The organism is Thiocapsa marina 5811, from assembly GCF_000223985.1.
Classification (GTDB): Bacteria; Pseudomonadota; Gammaproteobacteria; order Chromatiales; family Chromatiaceae; genus Thiocapsa; species Thiocapsa marina.
Genome location: NZ_AFWV01000020.1, coordinates 65114 through 87167 on the forward strand (window position 1 = coordinate 65114; position 22054 = coordinate 87167).

Genomic DNA, 22054 nt, shown 5'->3' on the forward strand with positions numbered 1-22054 from the left:
AAAGCATGACACGGCCGTCCTCGTACGCCCCAGTGTTTGCGTGCTTTTTCTGAAATGAGGGGCGAGCGAACTTCACATAGTTCTGCCGTTTACTAAGAGGCGTCAGCCACTTCAGGAGACCGCGGTGAGCCCTGCACGGCGACTTCCTGGCCGACCGATGCGCCAACTGCGTCGCAGCCCGTTGGCATCCTGCGTTGACACCTTCGCGCCCTACTTCGGTGAACGCGACTACGCATGTCAAACCACTGCGGTCTATCTCGAACGCCTGGTCCACTTCGGGCGCTGGATGACCCGGTGCCGACTCTAAGTCGAGTCCCTAGATGACGACCAGATCGCGGCGTTTCTCGACAAGCATCTGCCGCCCGCCCGACACGCTGAGAGCACTCCTTGAAGCCCGACAACTATGTAAAAGAGCCGCTGCCCCCAACTCCCGGAACTGCTCGAGCAAGCAGGCCAACTTCACATAGGAGGCAACTTTACATAGGGGTCGTGACCGGTCCGTCGGTCGCCGGACGGCGGGTGACCGCAAACAGGATCGAAGAGTCACCGCCTTTCGGGCGCTGGGTGACCGATTATGGCCGATCCCTTCCCAAAGACATCTCGGATCCAGGGACCGCTCCTCGGCCCGGACGCACCTTACCAACCCATCCACTCGGCGGCCCACCCACTCCCATTCCCGGATCACCCCCAACCGCGTGCCGCGAAGCAGATACCGTGTGGCTTGACAGCCATCCGGGGCACCCTCTGTTTCGTGGTGTTGGGAACCACCGCTGTCGGCGGAGTGCCGATCACGGATCAGGCAACCGGCGACACGACGGCAAAGTGAGGCGGCGACGGGCGCCCACCGCGGATCCCTCCGTCAGGCCGCAAGGTGCATGGGCGTGATCTGTTCAAGTGAATCGCCGAGCAGATCCTTCGCGCGTTCCAGATCGTAGCGCTGTTGCAGGTTCATCCAGAGATCCACCGAGGTCCCGAAAAAGCGGGCGAGCCGCAGGGCGGTCTCGGCCGTGATCCCGCGCTTTTCGCGCACGATCTCGTTGATCCGTGCGGGAGTGACGCCGATCGCACGCGCGAGGGCGTTGCTGGAGAGGCCCAGCGGCAGCATGAAGTCCTCGCGCAGGATCTCTCCGGGGTGAATCGGGGGCAGTTTGTCGGTCATTGCAGTGGTACCCTAATGATAGTCGACGATCTCGACCTCCGTCGGCCCCTCGGCTGACCAGACGAAGCACACGCGCCATTGATCATTGATGCGAATGCTGTGCTGGCCGGACCGGTCACCCCGCAAGGCTTCGAGACGATTGCCCGGAGGGATGCGCAGATCCGACAGATCACGGGCCGCATCGAGATAGATCAGTTTACGCCGCGCCGGACCCTCGATATTCACGAAGCGCTTCACCCGCAGGCGCTCGAACAAGCGTCTCGTCTCGGCGCATCGGAATGATTGGATCGCCATGACCTGATCGTATATCGATAAACGATACTGCGCAACGGCAACGGGATTCTGTGCAAGGACGCTCGACTGCAGCCCGGAATCCAACTGTTCTCTTGCCGGCAGCGATTATGACCATGAGGTATAAGGCAATCGGGCGCCGAGCCCGTTACTCGTCGCAAAAAACCGCTAACCGCGGTCGGCGTTGAGACCGTCGCGCAGCAACACACCGTCGAGCAGGTGCTTCGTCACCGATCGCCATCGAGCCCCGGTGTCACCGAGCCCTCACCCGGCCCGGAAGGGCGGTCGGTCACCGAACGTTATCCTGCCTCCTCCTCGTCTCCTTCCAACCCACCCTCCTCGTCCATCACCACCACGGAGGTCGCCGCGGCATCCCCGGCAGCGATCTCCTCCTCCTTGCCTTGGCGGCGCGCGAAATCGCGGGCACGCGCTTCGATCTCGACGATGCGTCGACCGACGGAGAGGAGTTCGTTGCGCCAGGTGTAGACCGCATCGGCACGTTGGCGGTTGCTGAAGAGACCGCTCAGCCAGAGGGTGTCGATGCCGACGGTGAGTCGGTCCAGCGCCTGGATCAGATTGGCGTATTGGGAGAGCTGGGGCGAGGAGATGCGGAAGGTGACCCGACTCGGGTTGGTATAGCGCGGCACGGCGGCGATGCCGTTGGCGCTCTTCAACGCCTCCACGCGGGCGATTTCCTCGTCCAAGCGTTGGGCGAAGGCGCCGAGCAGGCCATCGACCAGGCCCTCGACCTCCTCCATCTGCCGGGCATCGCCGATCGCGTGGAGCACCACGTCGATCCCGTAGAGGGCGCGCGCGACACGGATCAGGCTGCGGCCGACGACGCGGTGGGCATGTGCCGATTGCAGGGTGACGGGGACGTGGAATTCGGGGCGGCTGTAACCTCTCGGGGCGGGCATGGGGATGCTCTTTGCGGCTGATCGGAGTCTTCAGCCTAGCCCGGACCCGAACGCGCTCGCACCGGGGAAAAGACCTCCGAAACGCTGCTTTTCGACCAGATCACGGCCTTGCAATCGCCGTGCGCCTGCGCTGGAATACACAAGCGGTAGCTGGCCGCGGCTCCCCGGGAGCCGAAACGTCCGCCCGGACGTAACAGCCGAAACCAGGTCCCCTTGATCGCGTCCCCTTGATCGCACGCGGTCGCTGCGAAGGCAACATGCCTTCAGCGCACCGACGACGGCCATACGGGCCGATCGCGCACCCGTCTCCATCGGAAGTTCCGCAACGCACCGACCTCGCCCCGAGGATCGACACCGCGCCGTGTCGCTCCATGCGTCTGCACGCCCTCCTCCGAACCCCATCGATTCCCCTGTCCCCTGCGCTGCCGCGTCCGTGACCCGCACGGTCCGCAGCGGACAGGCGATTCAGGCGTCATCCGTTCGGTTCTCCCTGCACGAGACCGACTGAAGGGGCCGCTGACCCCGGGCGTTTGCCCGAACACAGCCGAAACCAACCGCCGGCCATGCCGGCTCACCCATCCCGGGGAGACTGCCGCTCCCCACGGGAGAGGCGTGTCTCCTCGGGTTCACCCACCGATGGAGACCACACCATGGCCACGCGCCGCAGCAGCCCGACCCAAGCCTTGACCACCTCGCTTGTTCCCAGCCGCCTCCCGGTCGCCCCGACCGTCCTCGCCGAGATCGGCCTGGACGCCGGAACCTGGGCGGTGCTCGCCGATTCGATCTTCCCCAACGCCAAAACACCCGAGGGCGTGATCCTCGCGGTGCGCTATTGCCAGGCACGCGGCCTGGACGTCATGAAGCGCCCGGTGCATGTCGTCTCCATGTGGTCGACGGCGCTCGGACGTTATGTCGAGACCGTCTGGCCCGGCATCGCCGAGGTGCAGATCACGGCGGCGCGCACCGGCCTGTGGGCGGGGCTCGACTCGCCGCGCTTCGGACCGGAGCTGACCAAGACCTTCACCGGAACGGTCAAGCGCGACAACCAATGGACCGAGGTCGCCGTCACCGTGACCTTCCCCGAGTGGGCCGAAACGACGGTCTATCGGATGGTCAACGGGGTGCGCTGCCCCTTCTCCGAGATGGTCTTCTGGGAGGAGACCTATGCCCGACAAGGGCGCGCGGAGGTGCCCAACGAGATGTGGCAGAAGCGTCCGAAGGGACAACTTCTCAAATGCGCCAAAGCGGCGAGCCTGCGGGCGGCCTTTCCCGAGGAAGCCGGCTACACCGCCGAGGAGATGGAAGGCAAGGCCATCGAGGGCCATGCCCCGGTCGACGGAGCCGTGATCGAGGGCGCGGTCGTCACCGCGCAACCGACCACGATCCAACCGCGGGTGACTCCGACAGTCGCCGACACCGCATCGGTCGACACCGCTCGGCCAAACGGAATCGACGAGACCCCCGTCTCCGAAACCGCCCCGGCCGATCCCGCACAGCGGGATGCCGTCATCGACGCGCAGGTGGCCAAGCAGGTCGCGATGCTCGTGGAGCGCGCCTGCAAGGTCGGCGCCTGGGGTCAGGCCGAGGACTATGCCCGCGCCCGCTTCAACGGGGCGCATCTGGCCTACGCCCTCGCCGAGCTGGAGCAAGCCGCCGCGTTGTCGGTCCTCGCCAACGCCAAGGCCGCGCAAGCCAAGACCGCCGAGGCGCCCGTCGCCGAAGCCGCCTAGATCCCATGACCGCCACGGACGGCGGTCGCGGGCTAGTCGATCATCCACCCCACGGGGCACCCGCTGCCCCTCGGGGACGGTGCCCCTGTTGCTTCCGGAGCACCCCCATGCACGTCATCGACATCACCCAACGCACACCCGACTGGCACGCCTGGCGTAACGCCGGGGTCTCGGCCTCGGATGCCGCGGCCGTTCTCGGCGTCTCGCCCTACAAGACGCCGTGGCGGCTGTGGGCGGAGAAGATCGGGATGCTGTTGCCCGAAGACCTGAGCGGCAATCCCGTCGTACGGCGCGGCAACGCGCTCGAAGACACCGCCCGCCGGGGCTTCGAGGACCGCCACGACACCTTGCTGCTGCCGCTCTGCGGCGAGTCCGACACCCACCCGGTGATCCGCGCCTCCTTCGACGGTCTGGATGACGCCGGGTGCCCGGTCGAGCTCAAGGTCCCGCACGAGACGACCTATCTCCAGGTGCTGGAGCACGGGGTCGCCTCGGAGGCCTACCGCCTCTATTGGCATCAGGTCCAATGCCAGATCCATGTCGCCGACGCCGCCGAAGGCTGGCTGGTGTTTCATCGAGCCCCGGGCATCGCGGTCGACTTTCGCATCCCGCGCGACGAGACCTTCATCCGGGATACCTTGGTGCCGCGCTGCCTGGAGTTCCGGGCGCGGGTGGCGAAGAAGCAGGAACCCGAGCGCGATCCCGAGCGGGATCTCTACACCCCGTCCGGCACGGAGCTGGCGACCTGGACGCGACTGTCCGGGGAGTACCGCAGGCTCGCCGCCGAGAAGGCCAAGCTCGACGCGACGCTCAAGACCCTGAAGTCGGGTCTGGACGGCATCGAGTCGCAACTGGTCGCCCTGCTCGGCGATTTCGTCATGGGCGAGAGCGCCGGGCTGCGGGTCCTGCGCTACGCCGTGGCCGGAGCAATCGACTACAAGGCCGCCCTCGCGGACGTCGCCCCGGATGTCGATCCGCTGCGTCTGGAGCACTATCGCCGCGCGTCCTCGGACCGAGTCAAGATCACGACCCTGAAAGACGGCACCGCAAGCGTTCCGTTCGACGCGGCCGCGGTCGACGCGATGCAGGATCCCGCGCAGACCGAGCACGGCTTCTACTTCTGACCCCGCGGATCCAGGCCCATGGACGGGCCCCGGATTCGCCGATCCCCGATTCAGAGACACCCCGGCCCCGGCCGGCGGCTGTCCCGTCCGGACTGATGTTTCAGCAGTCCCGACCGGACAACCGAATGACGTGATGTCCCTGCCGGACATGACGACTCCGCGTGCTGAACGGGCCGACTCTCGGCGACACAGCCAACCCCAACCCTCTTCAACCCAAGCCCCCCGGGGAGACCTGCGCTCCCCCACGGGAGGCGTGCGTCTCCTCGGGTCCACCCACCCGATGGAGACCACACCATGACCGCTACGCAACGTTTCGATGTCGCGACCACCTTCAACGTCAAGGCCCGTCCGGGTCTTGAAGTGATCGGGTTCGCCGACGACACCCATCCGCACATCCCGGTGCGCAAGCCCTATGTCTTCAGGCCCGAGCTGCTGCGCGACGTGCTGGCCTTCCTGCACGATGCCGGCGGCGACGGTCTGTTCCTGACCGGCCCGACCGGATCGGGCAAGACCAGCCTGATCCTGCAGATCGCCGCCCGGCTCGCTTGGCCGGTGCAGTCGGTGACCTGCCACGGGCGCATGGAGCTGGCGGCCCTGGTCGGCCAGTTCGTGTTGGTCGAGGGCAGCACCCGCTTCGTCCACGGACCCCTGTCCACGGCGGCGCGCGACGGGCACCTCCTGGTGCTCAACGAAAGCGACCTGATGGACCCGGCCGAGCTGGCGGGTCTGAACGACATCCTCGAGGGCCATCCGCTGGTGATTGCGGAGAACGGCGGGGAGGTGATCCGACCCCACCCCAAATTCCGGGTGGTCGCGACCGGCAACACCGCCGGTGCCGGCGACCGCTCGGGGCTCTACCAAGGGGTGCTGCGACAGAACCTCGCCTTCATGGACCGCTTCCGGGTGGTGCAGGTCGGCTATCCGGAGCCCGAGACGGAGCAGGATCTGATCGCCGCGGCGGTCCCGAAGCTGCCTGCGGAGATCATCGCGAAGATGATCCTCGTGGCCGAGGAGGTGCGGCGCCTGTTCCTGGGTGCCGGTACGGAATCCGGAGAGCTGACCGTGACCATGAGCACCCGGACCCTGGTGCGCTGGGCGACGCTGAGTCTGGCGTTCAAGGGCGCCCCGAACGTCTTCGAATATGCCTTGGAACAGTCCTTGACCGCCCGCGCGGAGCCGGAGCAGCGCGAGGCGATCCACCGCATCGCCGCCGATGTCTTCGGCGACTACTGGGGTGCGAAACCATGAGCCCGTTGTATCGGCTCTTCCGGTACGAGCACGGGGACGGAACCGCCAAGGAATGGGCCTACGCCGATCTCGGCAACGGGACGGCGCAGATCCGTTGGGGACCGGCCGGTCGCCTGCGCCAATCCCAATCCAAGCCGTTGCCGATCGCCCTGGAGCGGGCACGCGAGAAGACGCTCAAAGGCTACGCCGCCGTCGGCCGGGCGGACATCGATGCGACCGGGGCTGTCGTGCTCCTGTCTCGGGAGCCTCCGGATCATCGGATGCCTCCCGCCGTAACCCCTGCGCCAAAACCAGCCCGCGACATCGCCGCCCTCTTGGGCGCCGATGACGACGGGTTCTACTTCTAACCCATCTCGACATACGGCCGACCGCGGCGCACGTCTTCGCCGCCCGGCGATCGCGTGCGTCCCGGTTCGCCCGGGAGCCCAAGTATGCACACGATCACCCACGTCACCGACCAAATCACCCTGGTCATGTTGAACGTCGCCATCTGGTCCGGACGCAAGAAACTGCGCGCCGAAGACCTGAAACTCGGGACCGAGGTCCCGCCCGAGGAGCTGGTCTCCCTGGGATCAAAACGGGTCTGCGACCCTGAGCCGCTGAAGATCTTCCACCGCATCAAGAAGGGTGCGGAGCGCACCTGCCTGCAGGTCGGAACCCGCTTTCTCGGCGGGTTTGCCGTCCCGCATGCCCACGCCGAGTCGATCGCCGAGACCTTGGCGTTGCTGAAGGTGGAGTTCGACACGGAAACACGGTCCTTCCTGGCCGGTTACGACCGGGCGTTGGAGGAGTGGATCTCCAATCTGCCCGCCTGGAAGGAACCGATCCGTCGGGCGATCGAGCCGGCGGAGGTCGTCGGCACGCGTCTGCGCTTCGGCTACCAGATCGTGCGGATCGCCCCGGCGGAGCAACCGGGGACGCTCGAGGAGGAGGTCCAGGGGCTCGGCGACGGCATCTTCGCCGAAGTCGAGCAGATGGCCCGCGAGCTCGAAGGCAGCTTCGAGGGCAAGGAGAGGCTGCATCGCCGTGCGCTCGGCACCTTCCGACGCATCCGCGAGAAGCTCGCTTGCCTGTCCTTCGTGGACCAACGGATCCATCCCGTGGTGGACACCCTCGATCTCTGGTTCGCCCGCCTGCCGGCGGACGGCCCGATCGACGGCCCGATCTTCAACGAAGGCATGGGGCTCGCGCTGCTTCTGTCGGATGCCGAACGCATGGCACGCCACGGGGCGGGCCAGTGGGCGGTGCAGCAGGGCGGCGAGCCGAACGACAGCGACATGGAATCGGACGCAACGCCGACCGAGGTCACGCCGTTGCCGCTCGTGCATGCGGGCACGGAGCTATCCGCTCCGCTCATCGTGCAGTCCGCGATGGACTTCGAGGCCGAGATGGACGCCTTGTTCAGCGATGTGCCGGTCGAGGTCGAGGTCGACGCCGACATCGACGTGCAAGACCACCCGCCGGAGCCCGCGTGCGCCATGCCCGTCGAGGAGACGGTCGCGGACGTCGAGGGCTTCTTCTTCTGATCCGACCCTGAACCCGAGCCGGCGCATCCGCGCCGGCTTCGCATCCTTCCACCCGACCGGGGTACACCGACCCCGCCGGGGTGGTGTGCCCCTTTTTCACTCAGGAGCACACCATGACACCCAAGACCTTGACCGACGCACTGCCGATCGTCGCCGCCGCCTACGGGCGCAAATTCGGCATCCCCGTTCGGGTCGGCGGCACGCAGGCCCTTACCGACGGGGGCGTGATCGTCATTCCCGCGATCGGGACCGACCCGACAGCCCGGACGCTGGCGTGGGGCTATCTGGCCCACGAAGCGGCCCATGTCCGCTACACCGACTTCGCCCTGCCGAGGGCACACACGCCACTGGAGCGGTTTATCCAAGGCGTCATCGAAGACATCCGGATCGAGGGCGAGCTGATCGCCGTCTATCCGGGGACCCGCAGGACGCTCGATTCGGTCGTGTCCGCCTTGGTGGCCGACGGGTCGCTGGCGGTGGTCTGCGAGACCGAGAGTCCGTCCGACATCCTCGGCAACGGGTTCCTCGCCGTGGCCCGGTACCGTTACCGCAAGCAGGAGGCGCTGGCGAGCCACGCCAAGGAGGCCGATCGCGTCATGCGGGCGGTCTTTCAAGCGCGCTTCGTCCACCGGCTGCAGGGACTCATGTCCGAGATCCCGAGGCTGGCGAGCACGGCGGCGTCGATCGACCTCGCCCGGCGGATCGTCGAGTTGATCGAGGAGGAATCCCGGGAGCAACCACCACCGGCGCCGACCCGGCCCAATTCGCCGTCCGACGCGGATGGCGATGCGGACTCGGATGCGGGCTCCGGGATGGGTGAACGCGGAGACGACGCCGAACGAGATGATGCCGGAGACGGAGGATCCGAGAACGGCCCATCCGCAGACGATGGAGGAGAGGATCGGGACGAGGAGGACGAGCAGGGCCAAGACGGTCGACCTGCAGATGCCGGGGCAGACGACCCGGACAGCACCACGGCAAGCAATGACGCCCGTCGTGCACTGCAGCAGGTGCTGTCCGCCACCGACGCCGACCTTCCGGAGGATCTCTTCGCGTCGGTTGCCCAAGTGCTGAACAGGCAACACCGCGATCCGGCGACGCTGCTTCCCGCAGCGGAGACGTATCTCGGGGACCTGCGATCGGGACGGATGGCCCTGGACCGCGTCAAGGGACACTCCGCGAAGCTTGCGGCGCGTCTGCAGGGCTTGATCGAGACCCACACCCTGGAACGCGCCCGAGCGGGTCGGCGTGGACGATCCTTGAGTCCGCGTCACCTGCACCGCGCCGGCGTCGGCGACCCGCGAGTGTTTCGGATCCGGGAGCAGGCGATCGCGCCGAATACGGCGCTGCATCTGCTGGTGGATCTGTCCTCGTCCATGAGTGCAGGCCGAGATGCGATCGCGTTGGATGCGGCCGCGGCGTTGGCGTTGGCGCTGGAGCCCGTCAAAGGCGTCTCGCGCGCGGTGACGGCGTTCCCGAGCCTGCAGGGTCACGCCGAGAAGGTGACCCGGATCCTGGCGCACGGCGAGCGGGTGGCCTCCCGCGTCGGGGCGTTCGTCCAACGCGGTCGCGGCGGTACGCCGATGACCGGGGCGCTGTGGTTCGCCGCGGCGGATCTGCTGGCCCGTCGCGAGACGCGCAAGGTGATCATCACCCTGACCGACGGACAACCCGACGACGTGTGCACCGCCGCCGACCTGATCGAACGGGCCGGCGCGGCCGGCATCGAGATGATCGGCGTGGGCATCGCCGTGGACGTCGGGCGTCTGTTCCCGATCGCCGTACGGATCGACGCCGTCGCGGATCTGAAGACCGTGTTGTTCGGGATTGCCGAGCAGCTCCTCCTGACCTGACCCCTGAACTGACCCCATCCATCGGGCCCGCGGGCCGGCCGTCCTTCTCGGACGGTCGGTCCGGGTCCGGGAGGTGTGCTCGCCGTGGGCGCGCTCGCGCGTTCATCGCAAGCACGGTTCCCCGGATTCTCGCTGTCGAGGATCTCCGAGAAGCGGTCGCTGGCCGCCCGGTCCGCCGGAAACACAGCCGAACCCACTGATCCAATCCACCCCGCGGGGAGAGGCACTCTCCCCCGGGGACGGTGCGTCTCCCCTTCACCGGAGAGACGCATGTCCACACCCCATCCCGCCCGCGCGCTTGCGGGCATGATCGAAACCCTCGCGCGTCGCGGCGACCATCGCCCCGACGAATGGCTGCGCTTCCTGACCATGGATGTCCTCGCCGGCTTCGGCGAGCGACTCGAAACCCCCTGGGACGAGCGGCGTCACACGGCGCTGTTCGAGCTCTCCGGCCTCTACGGACGGCTCGTCGCCGAGAACCACTGGCGCGACATCCTGGGCGCCGTCTACATGGAGCTCAGCGCGCACGGCCAACGCAAATGGATGGGGCAGTACTTCACGCCCCAGTCAGTCGCGGACTTCATGGCCGAGATCAACACCATGGATCTGGATCCCGCGGCGCATCCGAAGGACCGCTTCATCACGATCCTGGAGCCGACCAGCGGTGCGGGAATCCTGCTGCTGTCGGTCTGCAAGAGCGTCGCGACGACACACGGTGTCGAGGCGCTGCGGCGTCTGTCCCTCACGGCGATCGATCTGGATCCGCTGTGCGCGCGCATGACCGCCTGCCAGCTGCTCGCCAATGCGGCCCTGCACGGACCGCTCGGGGAGATCCTGGTCTACCGCGGCAATGCGCTCGGCAACCCGGCCGATCTGGAGGTGGTGACGCATCGCCTCGCCTCACCCCGACACGTCGTCGGTACACCCGAGCCGATCCCCGAGATCCTCCCGGCCCTCGCACCACAACGCCTCGCGGCCGTCATGGCGACCACCGAGAGCCGACAGTTGAGTCTCTTCGACGACGCGGCGCTGCCGCCGCTGCAACGCACGGCCTGACGCGCCGACAGCCATCCACCCCGCGGGGACACCCTTCCCCGCACGGGGGGACGTGTCTCCCCGCTCGACCCCGGAGACACCACCCATGAAGAAACCCCAGCTGTCACTCCCCCTGGAACCCGACCACATGCGCCGGGCCGACTTGCCGCAAAGCGATCGGGAGCTGGTGGCGAACGCCATCCGCTGCCTGGAGCAGAAATACCTGGTCAAGCAGGACTGCCTGACCAACCCGGAGGCCACGCGCAACTTCCTCAAGCTGCGGCTCTACGGCCTGCACTACGAGGTGTTCGCCTGCCTGTATCTGGACAACCGTCACCGCGTCATCCGCTACGAGGAGCTGTTCCGCGGCACCATCGACGGGGCCAGCGTGCATCCCAGAGAGGTCCTGCGCAAGGTGGTGGAGACCGGTGCGGCGGCGGTCATCTTCGCCCACAACCACCCCTCGGGCGTTCCCGAGCCCTCGCAGGCCGATCTGCGCCTCACCCAGCGCCTGCGCGAAGGTCTGTCGCTGTTCGACGTGCGGGTGATCGATCACATGATCGTCGGCGACGGCGAGGCCGTCTCCATGGCCGAGCGCGGCGTGCTCTGACGGTCGATCGACCATCGCAAAGAACCCCATCCACTCAACCCCGCGGGGCCGATCTCCCCGTCGGGGAGGTGTGCCCCGCCCGACCTCGGAGACACACCGCATGAACCACTCGAGACGACGGATGACCATCGACGCACGCACCGTCCGCGAACGGGCCCGCGGAGGCTGGATCGGCATCCTCGGTCGGCTCGCGCCGACCCTGGAGCCTGCACTGGCCCGACCGGGTCGACACGTGCCCTGCCCGGTCCACGGCGGATCGGACGGGTTCCGGGTCTTCCGCGATGTCGCGGAAACCGGCGGTGGGATCTGCAACAGCTGCGGCCCCCGGCGCGACGGCTTCGCGTTGCTGATGTGGGCCAACGCTTGGGGCTTTCGCGAGACCCTGGAGGCGGTCGCTCAAGATCTTGGGCTCGACACGGGACACCCGCGGACCATCGCGGCGCGACCGAGACCGGTCGTCGTCTCTCCGCCCGTCAACGATGCCGGAAACGACGCCGTCACGGCCGCGGCCGCCCTTCGGCGCGTCTGGTTCGAGACCCTGGACCCGGACGACCGACGGGCACTCCCGCTGCGGCGGTACCTGTACCGGCGCGGAATCGATGCCGAACTCGACCCGCGGGTGCTCCGGTTTCATCCGGGGCTCGCCTACTACGACGGCACGACGCGCATCGCGACCTTCCCGGCGCTCGTGGCCAAGGTGTCGGATGCCGAGGGTCGGTCGGTGTCGCTGCACCGGATCTACCTCGATCGCGCGGGACACAAGGCCCCGGTCGCGCACCCGAAGAAGATGATGCCGCCGATCGGCACGCTCTGCGGGGGAGCCGTGCGGCTCTACCCGGCCGGCGCGACACTGGGGATCACCGAAGGCATCGAGACCGCGCTGGTGATCCGCCAGCGCACCGCGATGCCGGTCTGGGCCGGGATCTCCGCGACCCTGCTGCAGCGATTCGTGCCGCCGCCGGGGGTCGAGCTGGTCGTGATCTGGGCCGATCTGGATCGCTCGGGGACCGGAGAGCAGGCCGCCCTCGCACTGCGCGAGCGACTTGTCTCCCGAGGCATCCGGGCAGCGCTGCATCTACCGAAGGGGCCGATCCCGGAGGGCAGCAAAAGCCTCGACTGGTGCGACCTGTGGCGGCTGGATCTACCAGCCGCGGCCTGACCGAACGGTGAGCTCGTCGGCCCGCACCCGCACGGGTGCACGGTCGGCGAGCTCGCCCGTCAACCCAAGCAAACCCGCCGGGGCGAAAGCGCCGGTGGGTTTTTTGTTGCGGCATCGAGCGGCGCGCGATACTGAACCCCTTTGGCGACTCACCGACGATGCCCGATGCGCGAGACGACAATGCTTGATTGGTTCGACGCCGGCAGTCGCGTCCTCGAAGGCGGTCGGACGCCCGAACTGTTCCCCCCGCTCGACGACGCGCAGGCCCAGCGCGTATGGCTCGCCGGGTTCGCGGGCGCCTGGGCGGAAGGCGGCAGCGACGAGGCCGCCGAGGATGCCCTGGTCGCGGCACTGGGGGGACGCCCTACCCTGCTGAGACAGCTTTGGGAGCTGGGTCCGGGCAAGATCGCGCGGCGCTGGTCCTGATCCTGCGGTACCCACGCGGCGTCGCCGGTCATGGCCGGAGCGTCAGTCCGATAGGTGGAGTGCGAGAAGCGGCGCCAGGTTCAACAGCAGGATGGCCAGCTTGTAGGCGGCCATGCCCGCATAGTGAATCGCGTCGAAGGTGTCGACCGAGAGCCTGAACCATCGTCTGTGCAGGCGATACATCCAGTCGTGAGCAAAGGCGAAGACCCCGAACCAGAGAAGCAGAAATCCGTAGTTGATGCCGACACACCAGAGCAGGACATCCGTGATGCTTGTCGTCGTCATACCTCACCCCCTCATAGCGGCTGATCGCAACAGCTCCGGCGAGCCGGCAGGGTCTACCACAAGTCATCCAGAGCCGACCGATGGTGCGGCTTCACGGTGATCTTGAAATTTTCCCTTCTCAGTCGGCGCCTTGCAGATCAGAACAAGTTTCGTTATGAAACATGAACCAGACCTGTTTGAAATCGATCGCCTCACGCGAAATCAGCGCAGCTCGACAAGCTGACCAGAGCGGACGAGCGCGAGGATGTGCTCGGTCAGGGGACCGCGCAGCCGATCACTCCCGATCATCACGCCGATCTCGAGGTTGCGGTTGAAGGCGTCGTCCGTCAGGTTCGCGCTGGAGATGAGCGCCATGTCATCGACGATAGCCACCTTGGCGTGCAGCTTTCCCGGGCGTCCGGCCTGATTGCGTTCACGCTTGTCGAGGGGCCAGTGATACACCCTTGTCGCGGCAACCAAGGCCGTGGGAAACGCCTTCAAGGCATCGAAACTCAACTGCCCTTCCGATGAGCGCTCAAATTCCAGGATGAGCTTCACCTGCACTCCGCGGCTGACGGCCTTCAACAAGGCATCGGCAAGGCGGTTGATCTTCGCCGCGGCGAAGGTCACCAGCAGGATGTCGCGCTTGGCGTCGCCGATCAGGTCGTAAAGGGCTTGGTCAATCCGTCGTGCAGGGATCTGATTGGCAGGCGTTGGGCCGGACCAGAGAAGCTCGATCTCCTCCTCGCCCCGCCAGCGGCGATAGGCGGTGAATGTCGTCCGGAGAGACCAGCTCAGCGCTTCCCAAGACATCTGCGTCGAAGCCAGATCGAGGACCCGGTCCATGCGGTAGGCGAGATCCGCGTTATGGGTTCCCGGCAGTCGCTGCCGCACAAGGTCCAGGGTCGCCGAAGCCGGCAACGCACGAAGCGTTTCGCACGTCGCGGTCAGCCACCCATCTGGCGCCTTTCGCACCAAGTTTTCGACGGCAGTGCAGAAGTCGTCGGACATGGCCATCAATCGAAGAACGCCGTTCCGCGTGCCGAGAAGGTGTTCACGAGGACCGAGCGATCCAGGTACCGGTTGCCGCGCTCGCAGGAGGTCTCCGGGGCGAACTGACAGGCATGGCAGCAGGCGCCCTGGATGCCCCGACCCAGCGTGTCCGGGCGGTGGTCGGCGCAGAGCGGGTCGGACGCGCACAGCCGCATGCTTTCCAGAGCCTGTTGCAGGTGGCGGCCAAGCGTCAGCGGGTCACCGAGCTCGACCAGGCCACCGAGGGTGCCTTCGCTGTCGGGGGCGGCGGTGTAGAGCAGGATGCCGGCCATGGGGCCGCCGTCCTCGTTCGGTTGGCGGGAATAAAGACGTTCACGGATGCTCGCCGCGCTGTAGCCGCAATCCAGCACGATCTGGCGCATTAGGGCGTGGGCCAGCGAGTGCAGCAACACCAGCCGGATGCCGGGAAAACCCTCTTCCGGCGGCTTGAGCCGTCTCAGCGTGCGCCATGCCTTATGCGAGTCGAGAAACTCCTTCCGGAGCTGCTGCACGGCGGTCTTCGCCTGCCAGGCTTGGATCACATCCTCGCGGACCCGCAGGAAGATCCCCTCGCCGCGCACCTCCGATCCCGGCAGCCAGGTCGGACTGGCGCGACACAATCGGGTCAGGCGACCGTCCTCCAGGAGCGTGGCCTCGGCAAAATCGGCGTTGGATTCGATGCGTGTAAACCCGAGCAACGCCCGCACTTCCCGGATGCGCTCCACCAGCACCGTGTCCTCGAAAAAGGACTCGAAACCCTGCGGGGGCGCGACCCGCTTGAGCTTGAAGTCACGGCCCTCGGCCGCGTTGTCCGGAGCGGCGAAGACCTGCCATTCGGGTAATTTGAGATCCTCCGGTGGCGGCTTGCCGTGCTGCGCACCGGCGCGCCGCGCCTCGATCGCGGTCCAGATGGCGTTGTCGTCGAACTGCGTGAACAATGGAATCAGTGCTTGGAATTTCTGAAGCTTCTTGCGCAGCAGACGGACTTCATCCCGGTCCTCCGTGTCCTTCAACTCGGACCATTGCTCCTCGATCAGCTTGCCGAGCGTATCCGTCGCACTGGGAATCGACAGCGCCGACAGCGCAGTCGGAAACCAACTGTTGGAGGCCCCCAGCAAAATCGCCTTCGCCGTCTCCTCGCAGGCGGGCTCGACCAAACGCAGGTGCGGGTGATGCCCGGGGCAGGCGAAGCCCTCATTCGGATCCAGATCGAAGGCATCGGACATGCGGCGCTCGGCCCCGCAGCTCTCGCACTTGACGATGATGTCCGAGGCATCGCCGGAGACTCCGAACTCACGCAGGGTCATGGTCGCCGGCCGGCAAGGGATTTTGCCTTGATGCACGAAATCGAGCCAGGGGAAGTCCGTCAAGTGCCCCTCGCGACAGGCCAGCAGAAGCGGACCGGCAAGACCGAGGGCGCCCGACTGCCGACGCTCTTCAGACAGCCCTGATGGACGTATTCCGTGCGATCCGGTCGATAGGGATCCTGGATCAACTTGAACACCCCGGACTCGACCGTCGCCAGGGTATTGCAGAGCGGGCAGCGCATCCAGCGCGGGAAGGGCGCCACCGGCACCCCGACGGCGGGTGCCGCGGGGTCCTGGTCCATGCTGTCCAGCTTGATCGGCGGCAGGTACAGCCGGCCCATCTGGGCGCCGAGTCGCTTCTGCACCGCGGCCACCAAACGGTCTTCCTCGATCTCCTTGCAGTAGCGGATATCCCAATCGTCGAGACCCAGCACGATCACCGACAGATTCGGCAGGTCGACCAAGGCACCGACGCCGAAGGTAAAGATCAACTGGCTGGGGCGCAGCTCGCCAAGCTCATTCATCCGTCGTTCCTCGCTCGACCCGCAGTCCGGTGGAGCACTGGTCCAAGACCAGATCGACGGTCCCTTCCACGTCACGCAGCGAGTTCAGGCAGGTGAACAGCCCCCAATCCTGCTCGCCGGGATACTCCAGCAACCCGACCGTGGCACCTCCCTTGGACTTGTACGCCAACTGATGGTCCTCCTGGTTGTGCACCCGGCTCAGCCAGACGTCCCGGCGACGGTCCAGCATGTCTTTGATGCGGGTCGCGACCGCAGGATCATGTGTCGCCTTTCCCCCGCGCTCGCTCAGCAGGTCGAAAACCTCTGTCCAGACCCCGTCGGTGTCGGCGACTTCACCGGCCTTCAGGTTCGCGTTCAGGTGGGCGTCCAGCAGGCGCATCAAGCCGACCATCACCCCCGAGAGGCCGCGGTCGAGCGCACGCGCGGAGAACGGGGTCACCGACAGCGCCTCGACATGCTTGTAGAAGGTCTCGTGGTAATGCTCGAAGCGCTCGTAGTGGGAGAGATCCCGCGGACGTGCCCAGTTGAAGAGGGTGCAGACCAGGCCGGGGCCCTCCGCCGAACGGCCGACGCGGCTGGTGGCCTGGATATACTCCGAGGTGTTCTTGGGCTGCCCCGCGACCACCATCAGTCCGAGCCGGTCGATGTCCACGCCGACCGAGATCATGTTGGTCGCCAGGATCACGTCGTAGGGCACGGCCGAGGTGACCGGCTGGCCCGCTTTGCGGTCCACCATCCGTTGGGCCTCCAGCTCCTTGTCGAAAACCGCCTCCAACCGCTCCAGGATCCTCGGGATGTCGGTCCCGGACTTACGCGAGGTCAGCTCCTCCAGGGCGCGCACGCGGCGCTTGGCCAAGCCGCGTTGATCGACGTCGCGCAGGCGCGCCCGGATATCGTCCTCCACCAGGCGACGCGTTCCGGCAAGCTCGCGGATCGAGTTGAAGTAGCCCGCCAGCGTCATCCAAGGGTCGGCCAGCCGATCGTACTTGTCGTAGAGCACTTGGGCCGCAGCCATGTGGGCGACGTAACCGCGGATCATAGCCACCGGATAGCGGCGGCCGAAGGCGCTGATGCCGAGATAGCGCCGCCCCGGGGACGCCGGTCCGACCGGGCGTTGGATGGCAAAGAAACTGTCGCGAATCCCGGTGCCCTGGGGCGGAAACACTTCCAGCTTGCGCACGAAGAGCTTTTGCACCTGGTCGGGCGCGCGGCGAATGGTCGCGGTGGAGGCGACCACTTTGGGGCGCACCGGCTTGCCGTCGACAACCCAGCTACAGAGTGCGTCCACCGCGGACTCGTAAAGACCGACCATCGAGCCCAGCGGGCCGCTGATCAGATGCAGCTCGTCCTGGATGATCAGGTCGGGCGGACGCAGAAATCCGTGAGGGCGGTTCTTCGCCGCCGGCAAACCATGACGGGCCGGGTGAGATTGCCCGTCCTGGACCTCCGGCGACAGGAAGCCGTGCCGGTCGCACACCTCCGTGACCTTGCCGAAGAGCATCTGGGTTTCGCCCTTCCAGGGCATCTGCGCGAACTTGTCGACCGTGGCGATCAGCAGGGCCGGCGGTCGGCGGTAGATCTCCTCGTCAACCACCATCACCGGCAGCCCCTCCTTAGGCGCCTTGGCTTCGCTGAAGTCGCAGCGCCCCAGGTTGTCGCCGCAGTAGGTGACACAGCGGCCGATGTCGCTCGGCGCCTCGTAGACGCGCAGGTGCTGCTCGCGGATCTCGCTGCCGCACCAGGGACAGGAGGTGATTTGACGCGGGCTCCCGGTAGCCGATGGCCGACCGCCCACACTGCGTTGGCGTAGGGCATTGGCGGCCGCGCTCAAGGTATTGGGTGTCGTTTTGCTCCCGACCCAGAGCCCAAGGCGAAACGGCTCTTCGCCCCACCTGGGCACATCGTCGCGACGGATGGTCTCGCAGGCGCACATCAAGGCAGCGGCACGCTGAAACTGCTGGAGCGTCAGCAGCCGCAGGGTATAGCGCATCAACACGGCGATTCCGACGTCCCCGCGGCGCCCTTCGACTTCCCCCTGGAGTCGGCGCAGGGCGAGGATGTAGGCGGTCAGGCCCAGATAGGCTTCGGTCTTGCCGCCGCCCGTGGCGAACCAGAGCAGGTCGGCCACCGCGTCGGTCTCGTGGCTGCGATCCGGGTGATGCAGATCGGTCAGGCTCGGCAGGTTCAGCAGCACGAAGGCCATCTGGAACAGACGCCAGCTCCGGTTCCCGGGGACATCCACCGCGGCGACGCCCTCCTCCACCGACATCTCTTTCTTGCGCACCTTGCGTGCAAAGGTCGAATGGATGCGCTGCAGCCACATGGCCCGGTTGGCGAAGCGGAAGGCGTCCTCGGCGAGAGCATCGGTCTCGATCAGGTCGATGCCGGCCTTGATGCGTTCCAGCGCTCGCCGGCAGCTCGCCGCGGCACGGCGCGCCGCCGCTTCGTGGCCCGCCAGCTTCTCCTGGGGCAGCGTGAGCTTGGCCTCTTCGATCCTGATCCAGACGCGGTAGGCGGTCTCGATATGGCGCAGGCTCGCGATCAGGCCCGCCTTGGGCAGCTCTGCCAGCGCCTGCATATCGAGGGTCAGGCCGGAGAGATTCTGATCGTCCGCCACGGAGCGCGGCGTCTGCTGGGGCACCTCGAAGCGCGGTACCCACTCGGTTTCGACCTGCATCGCCCGTTCCCCGGGAACCTCGCCGGAGGCTTCGGGCAGGGTTGCATGCACCGAGATGCCGTGACCGACGGCAAACTCGCGCTGATGGCGATAGAGCATCTCCAGGGTCTCGGTCTCCTCCCGTGTCAAGGGGTCCATCAGCGACAGATCCGCTTTGCCGCCCTTGCGCTGGACGAAGATCGGTGCCGAGCCGGTTCCACGCACCCGCAGCTTGGGCTGAAACAGCCAGACCGTGTCCTTGGGCTCACCCCGGCGCTGGCGCTCCTCCTGCTGGTTCACGAGAAACAGGGTCACGACCCAACCGTCAGGGGTCAGACGCATTCGGCCCTGCAACACGACCGATGGATGATCCGGATGCAGCGGCTCCGGCGTGATGTTGCCGTCCTGCAACGGTAACGCCAGATGTGGCGGGATCACCGGGTTGCGCTTCCAGACATTGGCGGGGTTGCCGTCGCGATGTTGCTGGGTGGCGCTCTTGATTCGCAGGTACTGCCCCCAGTCGGCCTCGACCAGGATCTCATCGGCATCGGCCGCCACCACGAAGCTCAAACCCATCGAGGACGGGAAATAGGCATTGCCCGCCGGCACGCCCGACTCGGGCGCCCCTTCCTCGCCCTCGTCCCCGTCGCTGGCCGCCAGCTCGTCGAGTTCACCGCCGGCGATCTCGCTGGCTTTCGGTGCCAGCATGCCGACCAGGTAACGCTGATAGACGTGGTCTTCGTACTGATTCAGCTCCTCTTCGGGGCCGCCGGCGGGGCCTAGCAGGTCGCGGACGACCATGTCGGTCAGCTCATCGCGCAAGTCCGAGGGTGTGGGTGTGCTCATGGACGTTCCCTGATGATGTGTTGTGGCACCCGTTCGGGCGATCGACGCACCGCATTCCTTGTATTGAAATTGGCATCGCTCGCGTCCGCTTTCAGGACCATCCGAGCGTAGCGCTCCGCTGCTTAGGTTTGCGCAAGCCGGCGTTCAAACTCCTCGCGGCTGAGCGGGCAATCCACCAGATTGAGAAAATCCGCCTTGTTCAACCGACACTGCCTGGCCATGAGGCCGAGCAGATTATCGGGAATATCCCGCATCTTTGGCGTATGGCTCGTCTTGGTGAAAACGGCCGTCTTTTCGCCGTTCAGGTTCCAGTAGATAAAATAATGATGATCGCCCTCCCGCTGCTTGAAACCCTTGCGTCGCAACCCCTGCTCGATGTCGTCCTTACGCCTCGGCACGCGATTCCTCCATCCGGGTATGCAGACGCGCTTTAAGCAATCGTGCTGCGTCATCCAATTCTTCATCCGATGCAAGGGCATACTCGCGCCACAGCATACAGAGTTGCTCCTGTACCTCGTCGAAGAGGTGGTCCCGCGTCAAAGCGAAGGCATCCAACCCAAGGTCGGCGTCCGCCACGCATAAATACTGCTGGCTCTCCTCATCAAGCACCGGCACCAACTCCAGCGGCGTCTTCATCCGCACCGGCAGCGCCTCCAATTCAGTCACCACCATGGGCGAAAAATCGACCGGCTCGATCCGTGAGACATCCATGAGCTTGCTCGGGCTACCCTCGTCGTCCAGCACGAAGCGCCCGGTGACCTGAATCGGCTCCTTGCGCGACTCGATAATGCTGTCCTCGATTTCCGGAAGGTAGGTGCAGACGATTTCGCGACGGGTGGGCGGGTACAGGATCGCGACCTGGCGAGCCGCGAAATCGATCCGCAGCAACTCCCCGGTGACCGTCATGATCGTGTCTTCGGAAAGCGTGGGCGCCAGGCGCTCACTGATGAAACGCGAAACACGCCAAGTCAGTACGGCCGGTTCCGGCGAGCTCCGCGTGCTCAGGCTGAAGCGCAGTCCCTCAGGATCTTTGGGCAGGAATTTTTGAATCTCCCGCAGTGCGCGCTGCATCAGTGCGGGCGGGAGCAGGCGGTTGAGGGCGTCACTGTCGTGTCCGGACAAGGCCGTCCAGATGTCCTGAATCCGGTCCAGGGAGTCCCGCCCTCCCGAGATCAAGTCCGGGGAGCCCACATCCAACGGCAAGGCGTAGCTTCCCGGTCCGGGGATCCCGCAGCGCAGGGCGTATTGCTGTCGCATCGCCCGACTCGGCTTCAAGCGTTCGCCCAACTCCTGCCGGGACTCACTCATGGCAAGCAGATACGCGAGTCGTTGCAGGCCGGACAGCACCGCCACCAGGCACTCGGCGCGTATCTCATGGTGGTCCGCCTCGCCACCCTCGACCTTCAGCAAGGCGACGAAGCCCTCCGGAATCTCGGGGGATGGGGGATGATGTTCAGGCATGGACATGACACCTTCGGTACGGGCAATCGTTGATCACGGGTGACTGGCCCTCATGCCGACGGGTGTCAGCGAGGACGCAGCGGAACAAGGATGATTATGCACCGAGGCCGCGGCAACCGGTCGAACACGTACAGCCCGTTTCCTCATGGGGCATTGCCGAGAACCTGTCGATGAGATCGACAGGTGGCTCGGATCGGTCGATTTTCTTGAGTTTTATCGACACGTTCTCTCGACTCACTCACGCCGTCAGCAACCGAAACAAGGGGTCGTTGATGTAGTACAGCTCCCGTCCGATCCGTTGGGCGCGCAGCAGACCCAGGGATTCGAGGGTCTGGAGGTAGACCGAAGCCGTCTGGCGCTTGGCGATGCCGCGCTCTTCCAGGAAGCGGATCTTGCACGTAGGTCACCCAGGTCTGCCAGTCGCCGGCCTCGGTCACCTGGCGCAGCCCGGCGTAGTAGGCGCTCTTGTGGTGGATGATGTAGTGCGAGAGATAGAGCACAGGCAGCTCCAGCAGCCCCTGGTCCACCAGATACAGGATGTTGAGGATACGCCCGGTGCGGCCGTTGCCGTCGACGAAGGGGTGGATCGCCTCGAACTGATAATGGAGCACCGCCAGCTTGATCAGCGGGTCGGTCCCGTCCTGCGCGTGCAGGTAGCGCTCCAGATTCGCCAGCTTGTCGCGGATAACCGCCTCGCCCTCGGGCGGGGTGTAGATCACCTCGCCCCGGCTGTTGGCGATCTTGGTGCCGGGCACCCGGCGGATGCCGAGGTCGGATTCCTTGATGATGCCCGCGATCTCGATGAAGAGATTGGTGGCGAGCGGCCGCTGCCCGAGGGCGCGAAAGCCGTGCCACACGGCCTCGCGATAGCGCAGCACTTCCTTGG

At 66.2% G+C, this 22054-nt stretch carries 21 protein-coding genes; 10 read left to right on the top strand and 11 right to left on the bottom strand.

Annotated features, from left to right (window positions below):
- Nucleotides 1-859 precede the first annotated feature (859 nt).
- The 3 genes from THIMADRAFT_RS22130 to THIMADRAFT_RS22140 all read right to left on the bottom strand — a co-directional run bounded on the left by THIMADRAFT_RS22130 (nucleotide 860) and on the right by THIMADRAFT_RS22140 (nucleotide 2367).
- Complete coding sequence (locus tag THIMADRAFT_RS22130) at nucleotides 860-1159, bottom strand: HigA family addiction module antitoxin (protein WP_007195358.1); 300 nt, start codon at nucleotides 1157-1159, stop codon at nucleotides 860-862.
- Nucleotides 1160-1171: 12 nt separating this feature from the next.
- Nucleotides 1172-1453, bottom strand: coding sequence for a type II toxin-antitoxin system RelE/ParE family toxin (locus tag THIMADRAFT_RS22135; protein ID WP_040733782.1), 282 nt, complete (start codon nucleotides 1451-1453; stop codon nucleotides 1172-1174).
- Between the two features lie 296 nt (nucleotides 1454-1749).
- Nucleotides 1750-2367 carry a hypothetical protein gene (locus tag THIMADRAFT_RS22140; RefSeq protein ID WP_007191282.1) on the bottom strand — a complete coding sequence of 206 codons (618 nt, stop codon included), beginning with the start codon at nucleotides 2365-2367 and terminating at the stop codon, nucleotides 1750-1752.
- Between the two features lie 650 nt (nucleotides 2368-3017).
- Between THIMADRAFT_RS22140 and bet the strand changes: the two genes are divergently transcribed.
- From bet to THIMADRAFT_RS22190, 10 genes are all read left to right on the top strand, one after another.
- Complete coding sequence (bet, locus tag THIMADRAFT_RS22145) at nucleotides 3018-4097, top strand: phage recombination protein Bet (protein ID WP_007195360.1); 1080 nt, start codon at nucleotides 3018-3020, stop codon at nucleotides 4095-4097.
- Nucleotides 4098-4204: 107 nt separating this feature from the next.
- Nucleotides 4205-5221, top strand: a complete 1017-nt coding sequence (locus tag THIMADRAFT_RS22150) for a YqaJ viral recombinase family nuclease (RefSeq protein ID WP_007195361.1) — start codon at nucleotides 4205-4207, stop codon at nucleotides 5219-5221.
- A 294-nt stretch (nucleotides 5222-5515) separates the two neighbouring features.
- Nucleotides 5516-6469 carry an AAA family ATPase gene (locus THIMADRAFT_RS22155; protein ID WP_007195362.1) on the top strand — a complete coding sequence of 318 codons (954 nt, stop codon included), beginning with the start codon at nucleotides 5516-5518 and terminating at the stop codon, nucleotides 6467-6469.
- The gene (locus THIMADRAFT_RS22160; protein ID WP_007195363.1) at nucleotides 6466-6816 is read left to right on the top strand and encodes a hypothetical protein; all 351 of its coding nucleotides are present in this window, start codon (nucleotides 6466-6468) and stop codon (nucleotides 6814-6816) included. Before THIMADRAFT_RS22155 ends, THIMADRAFT_RS22160 begins: the two co-directional genes overlap by 4 nt.
- 84 nt (nucleotides 6817-6900) lie before the next feature.
- Nucleotides 6901-7995, top strand: coding sequence for a DUF3150 domain-containing protein (locus THIMADRAFT_RS22165; RefSeq protein WP_007195364.1), 1095 nt, complete (start codon nucleotides 6901-6903; stop codon nucleotides 7993-7995).
- Between the two features lie 113 nt (nucleotides 7996-8108).
- On the top strand, nucleotides 8109-9848 hold the full coding sequence (locus tag THIMADRAFT_RS22170; RefSeq protein ID WP_007195365.1) for a VWA domain-containing protein: 1740 nt from the start codon (nucleotides 8109-8111) through the stop codon (nucleotides 9846-9848).
- Nucleotides 9849-10118: 270 nt separating this feature from the next.
- A complete protein-coding gene (locus tag THIMADRAFT_RS25090; RefSeq protein WP_007195366.1) occupies nucleotides 10119-10904 on the top strand; it encodes an N-6 DNA methylase in 786 nt (261 codons plus the stop codon).
- A gap of 85 nt (nucleotides 10905-10989) precedes the next feature.
- Nucleotides 10990-11493, top strand: a complete 504-nt coding sequence (locus THIMADRAFT_RS22180) for a JAB domain-containing protein (protein WP_007195367.1) — start codon at nucleotides 10990-10992, stop codon at nucleotides 11491-11493.
- Nucleotides 11494-11593: 100 nt separating this feature from the next.
- Nucleotides 11594-12652 (top strand): DUF7146 domain-containing protein, encoded by a 1059-nt coding sequence (locus THIMADRAFT_RS22185; protein WP_007195368.1) that lies wholly within the window; start codon nucleotides 11594-11596, stop codon nucleotides 12650-12652.
- Between the two features lie 165 nt (nucleotides 12653-12817).
- Nucleotides 12818-13078, top strand: coding sequence for a hypothetical protein (locus THIMADRAFT_RS22190; protein ID WP_040733788.1), 261 nt, complete (start codon nucleotides 12818-12820; stop codon nucleotides 13076-13078).
- A gap of 42 nt (nucleotides 13079-13120) precedes the next feature.
- On the opposite strand, the gene THIMADRAFT_RS22195 is transcribed toward THIMADRAFT_RS22190, so the two are convergent.
- From THIMADRAFT_RS22195 to THIMADRAFT_RS28740, 8 genes are all read right to left on the bottom strand, one after another.
- Nucleotides 13121-13363, bottom strand: coding sequence for a DUF6868 family protein (locus THIMADRAFT_RS22195; protein ID WP_007195370.1), 243 nt, complete (start codon nucleotides 13361-13363; stop codon nucleotides 13121-13123).
- 201 nt (nucleotides 13364-13564) lie between these two features.
- The gene (gene drmC, locus THIMADRAFT_RS22200) at nucleotides 13565-14359 is read right to left on the bottom strand and encodes a DISARM system phospholipase D-like protein DrmC (RefSeq protein ID WP_007195371.1); all 795 of its coding nucleotides are present in this window, start codon (nucleotides 14357-14359) and stop codon (nucleotides 13565-13567) included.
- Nucleotides 14359-15744, bottom strand: a complete 1386-nt coding sequence (gene drmB / locus THIMADRAFT_RS22205; protein WP_007195372.1) for a DUF1998 domain-containing protein — start codon at nucleotides 15742-15744, stop codon at nucleotides 14359-14361. Before drmB ends, drmC begins: the two co-directional genes overlap by 1 nt.
- A complete protein-coding gene (locus tag THIMADRAFT_RS27580; protein ID WP_007195373.1) occupies nucleotides 15741-16205 on the bottom strand; it encodes a hypothetical protein in 465 nt (154 codons plus the stop codon). The genes drmB and THIMADRAFT_RS27580 overlap by 4 nt, the downstream gene beginning before the upstream one ends.
- Complete coding sequence (gene drmA / locus THIMADRAFT_RS22210; RefSeq protein WP_007195374.1) at nucleotides 16198-19707, bottom strand: DISARM system helicase DrmA; 3510 nt, start codon at nucleotides 19705-19707, stop codon at nucleotides 16198-16200. Before drmA ends, THIMADRAFT_RS27580 begins: the two co-directional genes overlap by 8 nt.
- Nucleotides 19708-19829: 122 nt before the next feature.
- Nucleotides 19830-20105 carry a hypothetical protein gene (locus THIMADRAFT_RS22215; protein ID WP_007195375.1) on the bottom strand — a complete coding sequence of 92 codons (276 nt, stop codon included), beginning with the start codon at nucleotides 20103-20105 and terminating at the stop codon, nucleotides 19830-19832.
- Nucleotides 20092-21168 carry a hypothetical protein gene (locus tag THIMADRAFT_RS22220; RefSeq protein ID WP_007195376.1) on the bottom strand — a complete coding sequence of 359 codons (1077 nt, stop codon included), beginning with the start codon at nucleotides 21166-21168 and terminating at the stop codon, nucleotides 20092-20094. The genes THIMADRAFT_RS22215 and THIMADRAFT_RS22220 overlap by 14 nt, the downstream gene beginning before the upstream one ends.
- A 143-nt stretch (nucleotides 21169-21311) precedes the next feature.
- A partial coding sequence (locus THIMADRAFT_RS28740) for a Fic family protein (RefSeq protein ID WP_007195377.1) occupies nucleotides 21312-22054 on the bottom strand: 743 nt, incomplete at its 5' end.